This window comes from Lysinibacillus sp. AR18-8, from assembly GCF_001705465.1.
Taxonomy (GTDB): domain Bacteria; phylum Bacillota; class Bacilli; order Bacillales_A; family Planococcaceae; genus Lysinibacillus; species Lysinibacillus capsici.
This window is the reverse complement of the sequence record NZ_MDGU01000005.1, coordinates 155,094-168,184: the sequence shown is the minus strand read 5'-3', so window position 1 is coordinate 168,184 and position 13,091 is coordinate 155,094. Positions and strand designations below refer to the sequence as shown.

13 protein-coding genes are annotated in these 13,091 nt (G+C 36.4%); 6 read left to right on the top strand and 7 right to left on the bottom strand.

Features of this window, described 5'->3' with window-relative positions:
- Positions 1-62: 62 nt before the first annotated feature.
- Positions 63-1,112 carry a DUF418 domain-containing protein gene (locus tag BFM98_RS04360; RefSeq protein WP_066036613.1) on the bottom strand — a complete coding sequence of 350 codons (1,050 nt, stop codon included), beginning with the start codon at positions 1,110-1,112 and terminating at the stop codon, positions 63-65.
- Positions 1,113-1,294: 182 nt separating this feature from the next.
- Between BFM98_RS04360 and BFM98_RS23300 the strand changes: the two genes are divergently transcribed.
- Entirely contained in the window at positions 1,295-1,558 is a 264-nt protein-coding gene (locus tag BFM98_RS23300; protein ID WP_083225242.1) for a Parvovirus coat protein VP1-like protein, read from the top strand.
- A 40-nt stretch (positions 1,559-1,598) separates the two neighbouring features.
- Here BFM98_RS23300 and BFM98_RS04355 read toward each other — a convergent pair whose 3' ends face one another.
- Positions 1,599-2,369, bottom strand: a complete 771-nt coding sequence (locus BFM98_RS04355; RefSeq protein ID WP_066036612.1) for a GNAT family N-acetyltransferase — start codon at positions 2,367-2,369, stop codon at positions 1,599-1,601.
- A gap of 133 nt (positions 2,370-2,502) precedes the next feature.
- On the opposite strand from BFM98_RS04355, the gene BFM98_RS04350 reads away from it, so the two are divergent.
- Positions 2,503-3,009, top strand: a complete 507-nt coding sequence (locus BFM98_RS04350) for a GNAT family N-acetyltransferase (protein ID WP_066036611.1) — start codon at positions 2,503-2,505, stop codon at positions 3,007-3,009.
- 50 nt (positions 3,010-3,059) lie between these two features.
- On the opposite strand, the gene BFM98_RS04345 is transcribed toward BFM98_RS04350, so the two are convergent.
- Together BFM98_RS04345 and BFM98_RS04340 are read right to left on the bottom strand one after the other, a co-directional pair.
- On the bottom strand, positions 3,060-3,563 hold the full coding sequence (locus BFM98_RS04345; RefSeq protein WP_233436313.1) for a pyridoxamine 5'-phosphate oxidase family protein: 504 nt from the start codon (positions 3,561-3,563) through the stop codon (positions 3,060-3,062).
- Between the two features lie 168 nt (positions 3,564-3,731).
- Positions 3,732-4,595, bottom strand: a complete 864-nt coding sequence (locus tag BFM98_RS04340) for an AraC family transcriptional regulator (RefSeq protein ID WP_066036610.1) — start codon at positions 4,593-4,595, stop codon at positions 3,732-3,734.
- Between the two features lie 277 nt (positions 4,596-4,872).
- Between BFM98_RS04340 and BFM98_RS04335 the strand changes: the two genes are divergently transcribed.
- Entirely contained in the window at positions 4,873-6,102 is a 1,230-nt protein-coding gene (locus tag BFM98_RS04335) for an MFS transporter (RefSeq protein ID WP_048391272.1), read from the top strand.
- A gap of 24 nt (positions 6,103-6,126) precedes the next feature.
- Positions 6,127-7,533: a M20 family metallopeptidase gene (locus tag BFM98_RS04330; RefSeq protein WP_066036609.1), complete on the top strand. Its 1,407-nt coding sequence runs from the start codon at positions 6,127-6,129 to the stop codon at positions 7,531-7,533.
- Positions 7,534-7,568: 35 nt separating this feature from the next.
- Here BFM98_RS04330 and BFM98_RS04325 read toward each other — a convergent pair whose 3' ends face one another.
- The 3 genes from BFM98_RS04325 to glnA form a co-directional block, all read right to left on the bottom strand.
- Positions 7,569-8,864 (bottom strand): helix-turn-helix domain-containing protein, encoded by a 1,296-nt coding sequence (locus BFM98_RS04325; protein ID WP_048391274.1) that lies wholly within the window; start codon positions 8,862-8,864, stop codon positions 7,569-7,571.
- Positions 8,865-9,325: 461 nt separating this feature from the next.
- The gene (locus BFM98_RS04320; RefSeq protein WP_048391275.1) at positions 9,326-9,520 is read right to left on the bottom strand and encodes a hypothetical protein; all 195 of its coding nucleotides are present in this window, start codon (positions 9,518-9,520) and stop codon (positions 9,326-9,328) included.
- 85 nt (positions 9,521-9,605) lie between these two features.
- Complete coding sequence (gene glnA / locus BFM98_RS04315; protein ID WP_048391277.1) at positions 9,606-10,940, bottom strand: type I glutamate--ammonia ligase; 1,335 nt, start codon at positions 10,938-10,940, stop codon at positions 9,606-9,608.
- 582 nt (positions 10,941-11,522) lie between these two features.
- Between glnA and BFM98_RS04310 the strand changes: the two genes are divergently transcribed.
- Both BFM98_RS04310 and BFM98_RS04305 read left to right on the top strand, forming a co-directional pair.
- On the top strand, positions 11,523-12,656 hold the full coding sequence (locus BFM98_RS04310) for a response regulator (protein ID WP_048391278.1): 1,134 nt from the start codon (positions 11,523-11,525) through the stop codon (positions 12,654-12,656).
- Positions 12,657-12,662: 6 nt separating this feature from the next.
- The gene (locus tag BFM98_RS04305) at positions 12,663-13,082 is read left to right on the top strand and encodes an ATP-binding protein (protein ID WP_048391279.1); all 420 of its coding nucleotides are present in this window, start codon (positions 12,663-12,665) and stop codon (positions 13,080-13,082) included.
- The last annotated feature ends 9 nt before the right edge of the window (positions 13,083-13,091 follow it).

Genomic DNA, 13,091 nt, shown 5'->3' with positions numbered 1-13,091 from the left:
CATACAATTTATTTTAGCAGAAAAAATCCCAAACAGTAGGATTGTTTGGGATTTACAGTATTTTATGATTGTTTGGACACGACTTTTTTTCCATAAGTCATATATCGCCATAATTTTTCAAATGGTCCTATTGTAAAGAACTTAAACCAAATCACGCTAAAAATTATTTGAATGATAAACGTAATACTCGCTATCACTACAATATCTGATGGTGAAACTACTTCTAGCCCCATTAATGAGATAATGGCTGTTCCAATAAAGCTTTGCGCTAAATAATTTGTAAAGGCCATTTGCCCCACACGTCCAATTGGCTGAAGTAGCTTCGCTATTGTTTTATGTTCTAATAGAATAAACAAACAACTTAGATAAAAATAGGTTGTTGGAACAACCCCTAAGCCAATGATAGATTGAAGCTGTTCGTCATCTGCTTGTGAGGCAAACCAAATCCATAATGAGAATCCAATAAAGAACGGGAAAGTACTATATAGCAACCATTTTATTTTTTGACTATGCGCTCCAATGTGCCCAATCCAATCAGCTTTTGCTACTAAAAATCCACTTAAAAACATAATAAAGATGGCTACGGCATCATTGCCTAAAAAGCCAAATATAGCTGACGAAACTGCATTAGACGGCACATACATTTGTCCTAATAATGCCAGAATATGCAGTGTGATAATCGTAAACAACCATTTAGAAATGGTTGAAACCTTCGCAGAGTAAAATGGTAGCAATAAAAAACCAATCACTGCGTAAATGGCTAGGATAGAGCCCCAAAAAATAAAAATATGAATAATACCTATAATCAATAGAGCCAATAAGCGTCTTGCAAAGCGCATTCTCGGTCTATCTCCCCGCGCTTCTGCACGTGTAGCAAAAATATAAAAACCAACCCCAAATAGGAATGAAAAGATAGAGAAAAATTTCTTTTCTATAAAAATATTAATAAGTGAATCAATAACCCCATTGATTCCACTCATATCAGGCATTGGTGCACCCTCCATCAAGAGCTGATAGGCACCTACATTAATAAATAAAATACCAAATAACGCTAATCCTCGAATAATATCTAAGGCAATGATTCGTTCTTTTTGTGTAACGGATGGATTCATGTTGAAAAACTCCTTATCTTTTATGCTATAGCTAGCATAACTCCCCATCCTTACAAGTAATTATTTTTAAGCTTACAGGAACCTTACAAATCAAAAAGAATAGTCTTATAGTTTTTTATCCTCTTCTACGATGAAATATTACATATTTTATAGTAAAAACATCGAAAAGAGAGGTTTAGGAGATGAATAGAAATCGCAAGCTCGGTTTTTGTTATCCCGGCTACCGATACTGTGGTCCTGGCTGCTCAGGACCAGGTACGCCTACAAATGCAGTGGATGCTTGCTGTATACTGCATGATGAATGCTATGAACGCCACGGTAGCACAAAATACTGTGATGAATTGTTTCAACAATGCCTCCGTCCCCATATGAACGCTCCAAATAAAATGGCTAGAGACGCTAGACTATTCTATCGAGTTTTTGAATTACGCAATCGTTTCTTTTAAAAGCAGATAAAGCTCACGATGTTTTTAATAACCGCGTGGGCTAGCTTTTTGTATAGATAATATATTTTTGTGGTGTCGTAAAACCAAGCTTTGTGCCTAGGTGAATGGATCCTGTATTCGAAATATTACAATCCCAACAAGGCTTTAGCTGGTTGACAAGACAATGATCTATAAATGTTTCTGCAATGCTACTTGCTAATCCTTGTCCTCTAAAATTCGAATCTGTCATAATATCAATTTCTGCATACTCATTTGATTTAAATATAGAGACCGCTTCACTAATGATTTGTTCTTTATGTACCAAACAAAAGCCAAAGCCATTTTTGAGGAAATTAGAGGTAGAATCCCAATATTCCTCATAATATGTCTGATCAAATTCCAGTGAATTTTTAATCAAGGGTTCAGTAATAAATTTGACTTCGTAATCACGTTTCCCATGCTTCTCTCTATGATTATAAATATTTTCATCAAATGTAAATGTATAGCGTTCTAGCTTTCTCAGCTGGTTATTTAACAATTGTTCGATTTTAGAATTCCACTGTTCTGAATAAGAAAATAAGGTAAACCGTTTCTGTTGTTCTATAGCCTGTTGCAAACAATAGGCAAGCTGATGATCAATCGAAGTCTTATTTTCATCGCCATATACATAGTATATCCCTGATTTCGTGTGAAATAATAATGTTTGAAAAGCAGCTGTATCGGAATAGACAGCTCCTTCTATCATTCGATCTAGTATACTATAAACAAATGTCGGGGCACTTGAAATAAATTGTTTAATGATAGGATATTGCTCTTCCGAGACTTTTATCATGCTATTTCCTCCAGTATTTTGCAGTATGTATCATTTCTATTATAATAAACTTATATCCATATGAAGGGACTGAATTATGCGCAGATAGCAATATTTTTCATCCAACATCATCATAATTTTGGAGGTAAAAGTATTGATTGAAAATATCGACACGGAAAGATTGTGGTTACAAAAAATGGAGAAAGCTGATGCTAAAAGTTTATTAACCATTTGGTCTGATCCTGATGTAACCAAGTATATGAACATTACTCAGTTTACACAAGAAGAGCAAGCCTTGGAAATGATTGAACTTCTAGAACAATTAGCTAAGCAACACAAGGCAATCCGCTTCTCTATTTTTGAAAAGGCATCCAATCATATCATTGGGTCATGTGGCTTTAATATGCTTGATTATGACAATGCTCTAACAGAGATTGGCTATGATTTGGGCAAGGAATATTGGGGAAAAGGCTATGCAACAGAAGCTATAACTGCTTTAATTGATTATGCCTTTAAGCACTTAAAAATGGAAACAATTGCTGCAGAAGTTGACGCTGCCAATATCAATTCAATCAAGGTTTTAAAAAAATTGAATTTCATTTACCAAGAGAAGCACAATACTGAAGATACTCTACAACTTTACACTTTAACAAAATCGTAAGAAGAAAAGGCTAAGCATGGTAGAATTCAACCAATACTTAGCCTTTTTGATTAATGATACATGCCGTGATTAATTTTCCCTGTCAGCTTTTCTATTTTCACTTCAAATAGTTCAATTTTCGGCATAATCGGATAGCCTTCTCTTTCAAATGTCCATTCAGGCTTGCCATACTTCTCCAGTAACGCATCAAAGAACCATTCTTTTTTCGTTTCCTCTTCAATTCTTTCGATATGTCCAAACAAAACAACACTTTGATAAACTAGTGCGGATTGACAGGCATATTTTTTGCCTGGATGTAAATCACCCATATCGCAAACTTCTATACAAATTTTAGGATTTTGTTTGATATTTGACCAAAAGTGACTTTCTCGAAGATTACCAATATGCAAGTATAGTTTGTCCTCCCCTTCATATACATAGACAAACGGAATAACATAAGGAAAACCTTCCTCATCAACTGTTGCAACATGCGCAACTTTTCCCAACTTTAAGTATTGCTGTGCATCCTCTTGTGAAATTTCAACACGTTTGTTTTGAATCGTACCTCTCATCATTTCTTAACCCCCTCATGAAATTATGTAACGATTAATAAACATCGCTAAACCGTTCATTTTAAACATATATATATTTTACATCTTTAGCAAAACTAAAAAAAGGGTAAATTTTTTTAATAGAATAATAAAAGCCAAGGATGCACTAGTATAGCATCCTTGGCTTTCTTGTTATTTAATTGGAATCCAAATTTCTGAATACGAATCAGGGCTATAAGCATCCTCTTCAGGATAAACCTCCAACTCTGCTGTTCCTGCTGGTTCATATGGGTTGGATGGGAACCACTCTGAATAAATTTGTTTCCACGTATTTTGCATTGCATCAGGCATAGGTCCATGTACTTCAAAGATAACCCATTTGGATGCAGGTACTTCCATTGTTAAGAGATCTTCCCCTACTTCTCCTACATGATCAGTAGCAATCCAATAATCAATGAAGCCCTTTTGTCCCTGTTCAGTATTTGGTACACAAACACCTAATACGCCATTGACCGTGCCATTATTTAATTGGTATAGCTGATGATCAAAGCCACTTTGGTTTACCTCTTGCCAAAATAGAGGTATTTCCGTTGTATTCTCCCCATTTTGACAGTTGTATGTTCTTTTTACACCCACAATTTGAAACTTGTCTTTTTCAATAATTTTATATTTCATTGGTTCCGCTCCCTTCAAGCTTACCTGTATGACCAGGCGATTATATGATTGTAATGGTCCTTGCTTCTTTCTTGCTTCACTTGGCGTAACATGGTGCTGTTTTCGAAACGCTTTAGTAAAGGCTTCAGGAGTTTCATAGCCGTATTTGTAGGCGAGATCGATTATTTTTTGTTCAGTACCCAGCAATTCTTGTGCAGCTAATGTTAATCTTCTTCGTCGCAGATAATCTGCAATAGACATATCTGTCAAAATGGCAAATGTTCGCTGAAAGTGAAAGACAGAAGAATTAACCTCCTGCGCAATCTGTTCAATCGTAATATCCTCTAATAAATGCTCCTCCATATAATTAATGGCCTTTTGTATCGACTCAATCCAACTCATTGCTTTCACTCCTTGATTCCATCTTAAAATAGATATCGCTGTATAACCTGTCTTTTTATGCTAACTTTGGACAGGTTTTAAGGGAAGTATTTTTTATATCTACTCTCCTTGCTTAATTTCGTCCTTCATCTACACTTTTTTCTCTATCTCCTCAAAATTTCATTGTACTCGAAATCAAAATATATTGAAAAATAACAATAATGTATTTATAATAACGGACAAGACCTTTATTGTCCTTAAATAAAAATAAAGCGTCTTAAAAAGGAGGAAGAATTGAATGAGTGAGTTACATACGCAATTGAGTGTTGGCAAACGAAATTTTATCTTTTCATTATTATTTCTAGCATGGTTAGTCGATTCATTAACATTGTTCGGTATGAATGTGGCCATTATCCCCATTAGCAAAGAATTACATTTAACACAGACACAAAGCGGGTTGGTCATCAGTAGCTTTTGGCTAAGCAGTGCACTGATGACATTGCTAGCAGGATGGGCCTCTGATAAGTTTGGTTCACGGAAAATAATTGTTATTGCTGTTTTCATGATTTCCCTCTTCTCCCTACTGACTGGGATGATTGGCTCTTTTATGGCAATCTTAGCTATTCGTTTTATTCTTGGTCTTGGTGATGGTGGTTTACCGACAGGCAGTGGCGTTGCCATTACGGAGATTTTCAAAAAAGATGTTCGTGCACGGGCTAAATCGATGCTTCTAGCTGCTCAATTAATTGGTGGTGTTCTTGCTTTGTATTTGGCTGGTTTAATTGCTGATACTTGGGGCTGGCGCACAATGTTTTACATTATTGGTGGTGTTGGTCTAATTGTCACTCTTTTATTGTTTAAGTTTTACAATCCCCCAAAGCTTATTAAACAACAGGTGGCAGAAACTTCAAATGGTCGTCCAATGAAAGAACTCTATAAAAGTTCATTTTTATGGATGCTTGTCGTGATGTACTTTTGCTCAAGTACAGTCCATTGGGGTTTCTCATCATGGCTTCCCTCCTATTTGGAACAAACGCGGAATTTAAATTTACGAGAAGTCGGATCACTTGCTATGATTCCACAGGCTTGTGGATTAATCGCAGCTATTATCACAGGATTTTTAATTGATAAAGGACTTGCTGGAAAAGAAAAAATAATTGTATTGATTGGTGCCATTGTTTCAGGCCTATGCCTTTATATGATGTTTAATGCATCGAGTATTCAGTTAGCGATTTCCTTTCAGAGTATCTTCTCTATAGGGGATTCAGCCATTTCAATGGCAATTTTGGCCATTCCACTTAAGTATGTTTCTCAAAAAATTATAGGCTCTTTTTTAGGCATGATGTATTTCGCTAGTGGTATGGCTGGCTTTATTGCCCCAACAGCTATGGGTGCTCTTATTGATGGTTTTGGAGGCTCATTCCAAGCAGCCTTCTTCTTCCTAATCGGTGCCTTAGTCATCGTGGTAATCTGTGCGGTATTTTATAGAATTCCATCAAAGAATAGTAGTTTAATTGATCATGCATAAAAAGAAAGGTAAGGGTGAGTTTATTTGACCAAACATAGTAGACTATCACAAATTATTGAAGAAAAACGAGAAAAATTAATTGAAGTGAGTAATCAAATCTGGCAATATGCTGAAACAGGATTTGAAGAATTTAAATCTGCTGAACTATTAAGCAAAGCACTAGAGGATGAAGGTTTTGAAGTGGAGAAAGGTGTTGCCCAAATTGAAACCGCCTTCATAGGAACGTCTGGTCATGGCAATCCTGTTATCGCATTTCTAGGAGAATTTGATGCGCTTACTGGTTTAAGTCAACAGGGCGGTATAGCGCAGCCAAATCCACAAGAAGCAGGAGGTAACGGTCATGGGTGTGGACATAATTTATTAGGTACAGGTTCACTTGGTGCTGCTATTGCATTACGTGATTACATGCAAGAGAACAATATCGAAGGAACGGTCCGTTATTACGGTTGTCCTGGGGAAGAAATCGGTGGCGGTAAGACCTTTATGGCAAGAGAGGGTGTTTTTGATGATGTTGATATTGCTTTGACTTGGCATCCAGGAACAACGAATAATATTATGTCGGTTGCCACACTCGCTTGTTACGAAGTGTATTTTAAATTCAAAGGTAAAAGCGCCCATGCAGCTGCTAGCCCTCACTTAGGGAGAAGTGCTCTTGATGCTGTGGAGTTGATGAATATAGGAGTAAATTATTTACGAGAGCATATCATTCCTGAAGCAAGAGTCCATTATGCCATTACAAATACAGGTGGTTTTTCTCCAAATGTTGTACAAGCAGAGGCAGAAGTTTTGTATTTTGTAAGAGCTCCAAGAGTTTCTCAAACGGAGGATATCTACCAACGTATTTGTGAAATTGCAAGAGGTGCTGCTCTGATGACTGGTACTGAGGTAGAAATAGATCTAGCCTCAGCTCTTTCTAATGTGCTTCCAAATACAACATTAGAACAGGTTATGTATGAAAATTTCATTAAATTAGGTACACCTTCTTATTCAGATGAGGAAATACAATTTGCTAGTGCTATTCGTAAAACACTATCGGAAGAGGAAAAAAAGGTGGATGTGCAAAGAAATCGTCAATTAGCTGGAAAAGATATTGCGGATATTATTGATCCATTTAAGCCTGATGAATTTATGGCTGGATCTACTGATGTAGGTGATGTTAGCTGGCTTGTCCCAACTGCACAATGCATGACCGCATGTGAACCACTCGGAACCCCTCTTCATACATGGCAAATCGTAGCGACAGGGACAACTTCCTTAGCACATAAAGGCATGCTTCATGCAGGGAAAGTTATGGCTTCTACAGCACTGGATGTCCTTCTACAACCAGAATTAATTGAACAAGCGAAGGCAGAATTAATTGAACGTCGAGCTGGTGAGGTATACACTTCCCCTCTGCCATCAGATGTAAAGCAATACAAAATTCGCTCATAGCATAACAAGAGAGTCCATATATCTATGGACTCTCCTTAGAATGGAGAAATTTTATAAACCTTACGTGGACGTCCGCGTGTATGGGGTTTCTCCTCTGCAACGACTTCAGCAAATCCTTTTTCCTCAAGAGTTGTTAATATTCGGCGCGCACTTCGAGCTGGTATCTGCATATATTTTGCTAGCTCATTAGCATTCAGCTCATCACTTGCTAATTTTTTCAATGAGGACTTTAACTTATTTAATGTCATCACACTTAAGGTGGTTTTCTGACTTAAAGCCTCTAATTCTTCTGAGGTATAGGAGTATGTAAGTTGTTCAGGCTTTCCAAGCGGTCCTGCAATTTTTTTATCATCAAAACAAACCATCCATGAACCCTTACCGCATTCCTTTGCATGCAATAAGGCATTTCCAGCGTTTATTTCTGCGTCATATACCGTTTGACCAATCCCAATTCCACAAGTCATGGCCTCTTGATCTAGCGGTGTGAAATCTTCTATATCAGGCATTTGGTTAAAATTCTTCGTTATATCCTCCATTAAGCCTCTCGTAGTGAAAATCACATAACGCCCAAATCTTGTAGATTTAATGGAACCATGGATGCTTTTTGTGTACGTCAGCAAATGCTCCATTATCTTAAGTTCCATTCTAAACAGCTCATCTGTTGAGAAGTTATTTTTTGCGATTCCTAAAAATGGATCAATTTCGATTATTTGTACAGCAATTTGAGTCGCCTTATAGCGTAGCATTTCATATGTTCGTAGCATATTCGTAATAACAGCCTCTACAGCCATCGAGGATGGGAACAATCGATAGGTTGGAACACCTAGCAGTTGTAGTTCATGATGAATGGGATGACCAGTAATGGCAGCCTTTGTTTGGCCACTTTCCCAAAGCTTAAAATGATAGTGCACAAGCTCTTTTAATGAAATTGTCTCCGATTCCACAAATTTAGGCTTTACTTCAATCCCTGCCTCCACCAAGGCCTGCTCCCATGCATCACTATTACCAGCATCGTAGCTAATTTCATTCACGTCGATTTTGTGTTCGTACAATACCTTTAACACGGTTTTATATAAGGATGATCCTTTATACATAACATAAAAAACTGGTGTCTTTAGTTGGTTCCAACTTTGCACAATATTATAGGTGATGGGCCCTGTACACAGCCACATATCCATTTCTTCCATCAATAAAGGTGTCACTTTTTCATCTAAATCCTCTTGTGCTAGACATTCTATCGAGGTAAATATAAACTCTGGCCAATTTTTCAAGACAGCTTCGACAAATTCAATCGAGTCTGAAGGGCCAAGAAGACCTAACCGTATTTTCAACCAAACCCCTCCTTTGTTCGATGAACATGATAATTTTATTATAGCAAAAGTATATAAAATACATATAAATTTCCGACAACTATCGATTTTCATTTACCCACTGTAAATATAAGAGAGGAGGTATTTTTTGTAAAATACCAAGGTGCTTTGGATAAAAAAATAGGTCTTTCCATCAAGTGGTAAAATGGCAGTAGAAAACTTTGAGGCACGCTACATTCGGCAGGATAAACAGGCCATCTCATTAAGATTATTAAAGAAGTTATTATAAGACATAATGAAGTTGTGGATGTTCATTACTTTGAAACTGTACTGGTTAGGGAGAAAAATGATGATCCATGATCCAGATGAATTAATTTATGACAATCTTAGGAAGAAGAAACCCGATTACCATTAACCTTTCCCAACAATCGAGTTTATCTTTTATTAAAAAAAGTCATGTCTCATCGACATGACCCCTCTTGTTAAATAGTGTAATTGTTTTGCTGATAAATAATTAAAGCAGAATGGATGACCGTCTGCTCTCCAATAAAGAGCGTATTGTATTTGATATCAAGTATGAAAAAGCCTTTTAAATCTACTAAAGCACGGTTAATATCAAGTTCAAATTGAACAATATCATTATTTTGAATTGTCACAACTTGAGTTATCTGTGTCATCGTTCACACTCCTTTAATCTTATGATAGAGCAAAAAGAAGTACATGTCACATAAAAAAGTTGGAGCTAAAAAAGCCCCAACACCTTTAGTACATCGTTAAATATTCCTCACGCTCCCAGTTATGGACACGTGTGCGATATTTATTCCATTCAATTTCTTTGGCAGCTGTAAATTTATCATAAATATGGTCACCCAATGCATCACGAACAATGGTATCCATCTCTAATTCAATTAGCGCAAATTCTAATGAGGATGGTAAACTATCAATCCCGTTCAACTCCCGATCTGCTGCTGTCATTTTATAAATATTACGGTCTACCGCGGCTGGTGGTGTTAAATCTTTTCGTATACCATCCAGCCCAGATGCTAGAATAACAGCCATTGCTAAATAAGGGTTTGCTGCTGGATCAACTGAGCGCAATTCAATTCGTGTAGATAAGCCACGTGCTGCTGGAATGCGAATTAATGGTGAACGGTTTTGAGCAGACCATGCTACATAGCAAGGGGCTTCATAGCCAGGTACTAATCGTTTATAGGAATTGACAAGTGGATTCGTGATAGCTGTAAAACCATGCACATGCTTCATAATTCCTGCCATAAAGCTACGTGCGGTTGCGCTTAATTGCAAGTCTGCATGTTCATCATAGAAGGCATTTTTATCACCTTCAAATAAGGAGAGATTAAAATGCATTCCTGAGCCATTGACCCCAAATAGTGGCTTTGGCATAAATGTTGCGTGGAGACCATGCTGTGCAGCAATGGTTTTTACCACCAGTTTAAATGTTTGGATATTGTCACATGCCTCAATAGCACTCGCATACTTAAAGTCGATTTCATGCTGGCCTGGTGCTACTTCATGATGAGACGCTTCAATTTCAAAGCCCATCCCCTCTAGCTCTAAAACAATATCACGACGACAGTTCTCTCCCAAATCAGTTGGCGCTAAATCAAAATAGCCTCCACTATCATTTAATTCCAGTGTCGGATGCCCTTTTTCATCCAACTTGAATAGGAAAAATTCAGGCTCTGGCCCTAAATTAAACGACGTAAAGCCCAGCTCCTCCATTTCCTTCAATACTCGTTTTAAATTGGAGCGTGGATCTCCTTCAAACGGTGTACCATCTGGTCTTGCAATATCACATATAAAGCGTGCTACTTTCCCCTTTTCAGCAGTCCAAGGAAAAATCACAAAGGTATTGATATCTGGCTTTAAATACATATCTGATTCTTCAATACGCACAAAACCTTCGATTGAAGAGCCGTCAAACATAACTTTATTATCTAGCGCTTTTTCTAATTGACTGACAGGAACTTCCACATTTTTGATTGTCCCTAAAATATCTGTAAATTGTAGGCGAATAAATTTCACATTTTCTTCCTTTACTCGGCGTATAATATCTTCTTTGGTATAATGTTTCATTCTTCACCACTCCAATGTAATTTTAATTAACACGTTTTTTATAACTTCTCTAAAAATACATTAAATTTGAAGAATAAGCAATATGTATGTAAGGTTTTATGACATGCTTTTTATCGAATATATTAATCCTTATTTTAGATTAATTTTTCTTACCACATTTCCATCTCAAATAGCGATCTTTCATCTTTAAAAAAGGGCAAAATTACCATTTTATACAAAAAGCCTTTAGTCTTATAAAAATCCTTCGTCATTCTAAAAATAAACAGTCTATATCATGACGAGACGAAGCATTCACTACTTCCCCATGCATCAATTGTAGATATATCAAGAACATCGTTAAAAAGATAACCCGTGAACCCTATCCAAGAACCAAGATGTCAAAAATCCTATTGATTAAGTTTTACTTTATATCACAAAAGCCTTGTATAATGCGATATTTATTGGTAAATTTATAGCAAATTAGAATTTTAATTTATTCATATTATCAGTAAATACGGAGTATATAATTATGGTTAGAAATCATTATGTTGGCTTCCAGGAAATATTTAGTTATAGATACATAAGGCGGTGAATTAAGTAGGCATGTCAGTATTAATTATTGGCAGCGTAAGTAATGATGTGCTACGTCTGCAAAAGTATTTTCATCGTATCAGCATCCCCAATATTTATTGCTTTTCAACAACGGAAGCAGCAATGAACTATTTAGTAGATTCAGCTTTGAAAGATGAGCTAGAATTAATCGTACTTGACACGAAAATGACACTCAGCAATTGCGAGGAAATTTGTCAGCACATTCATGTACTTAAAAATTGGATAGATGTCCCTATCCTTCTATCTACTACCTACGAAAAAAACATAACAATCGATAGGGTTTTTGAAGCAGGCATTTTCGACTTTATTTTAAAGCCGTTTGATTTTACTCATTTTAAGACTCGAATTCAAGTAGCCTTAAAATATCAGAGGGAAGCCAAGCTTCGAAAGCAGCAAGAAAGTATGATTCAAAAAGATTTATTTGTTGCAAAAAAATTCCAAAAGAATGCACTATCTCCTCCATTAAATCTTGAGCAAATACAGGTTGATGGTCTTTACGTAACATCCAATACACTAGGAGGTGACATGTACTGCTGGTTTAAGATTAATGACCATTTAACCGCCATTCTTCTGTATGATGCAATGGGGCATGGCATAGCTGCATCACTCGTTACTATGTCCATCAGATCATTATTAAAAGGAATGATTACTAAGTTAATTGATCCAGTAGCCGTAATCCAAGAACTTAACCGCCAAATTTACGAGCTATTTTCTGATGAGGATATGGACCGTTTTTTAATGACAGCAATCTACATACTTCTAGATACAAAAAACGGCACTTTGCACTATGTGAATGCGGCTCACCCTTCTGGTTTTTTATTTGGAAAATTTGGAGAAACAGTCTTCCTCCCAGCGAATACGCCTATCCTCGGACTATTCCCTACTATTCAAATAAATAAAAAAACAATACCTTTATCAGGCTGGCATCGTATTATTCTTTATACGGATGGATTATTAACATTGAACGAGCAAAACTCAATTGATATGGACTTTTTCTACGCCTATGCTTCACAGGATAACAGCTATGCACTACAAAAGTTTTCTCAAAAGTACAATTTATTTGATAATGATTACAGCGATGACATCACAGTCGTTTCAATAACAATTACATTAAAGGGTAGGTGATTGAAGATGGAATTCACACTCAATGTAAATCCTGATACACAAGCTATAGCCTTTATTGATCAAGTAATGGAGAATTATACAGAGTTATATAATCTACCTTATAAACGAGAGTTAAGATTTGTTGTTCATGAACTAGTCATCAATGCCGTAGAGGCTATGGGAAAAATTAATACACCCGCTCAAAAGAAGATTCAAATACAAGTAACTCAATCAAACGAAGAGATAAAAATAACAGTCACTGACGAAGCAAAAGGCATTGACGAAAAGGACTGGGGCAAAGTTCTTCAATTCGATTTAGACAAATTTGATTATGCTGATCGTGGACGCGGTTTATTTTTTGTCAAAAATATGGTCGACCATATTTGGTTCGAAAATATTTCTGAAACAAAATTTTTAGTTGGTATTTCCAAAAAGATTCATCTATAAAGTAAACGT